This window comes from Dehalococcoidia bacterium (assembly GCA_025054935.1).
Classification (GTDB): domain Bacteria; phylum Chloroflexota; class Dehalococcoidia; order SpSt-223; family SpSt-223; genus JANWZD01.
In genome coordinates this window covers 1-368 of sequence record JANWZD010000007.1, presented here as the reverse complement: position 1 = coordinate 368, position 368 = coordinate 1, and the positions used below count along the sequence as shown (strand labels likewise).

The following is a 368-nucleotide window of genomic DNA, read 5'->3' as shown; positions in this document are numbered from 1 at the left end:
TCACCTCCTTTCTAGGGACAGTGTGCGGCTTAGCCGCAGCGCGCGCGACGCCGCCCGCAGCACGATTCAGGGGTGAAGGCGCCCCGGCCTGACCGGGCGTCAGGCGGTGCACCTTACCAAGTGCAGACCATCACTCACTCAGAGCTAGGCAGCAAGCAACAACGCGCTGCGCTGGTCGGCACCGCCGCTAGCGCAGCGGCAAGACGCCGAGCGTTCCAGCAGGGAAGACAGGAGGAGCACACGGAGGATGCCTCGGCGCTGCGCGCCGATGAAGGACGCGGCATCGCTGCGAAAAGCGTGGGGGAGCCGCGTGCAGGCTGTGATCCCACGATCTCCGAATGGGGCAACCCGTCCGCCAGCGGCGGACA

At 67.9% G+C, this 368-nt stretch carries 2 rRNA genes (1 of these 2 running past the window's edge); both read left to right on the top strand.

The window, feature by feature from the left end:
• Position 1 (top strand): 16S ribosomal RNA (locus tag NZ773_08930) (it extends 1,479 nt beyond the left edge of the window).
• A 219-nt stretch (positions 2-220) separates the two neighbouring features.
• Positions 221-368, top strand: a 23S ribosomal RNA gene (locus tag NZ773_08925); the annotation flags it as partial.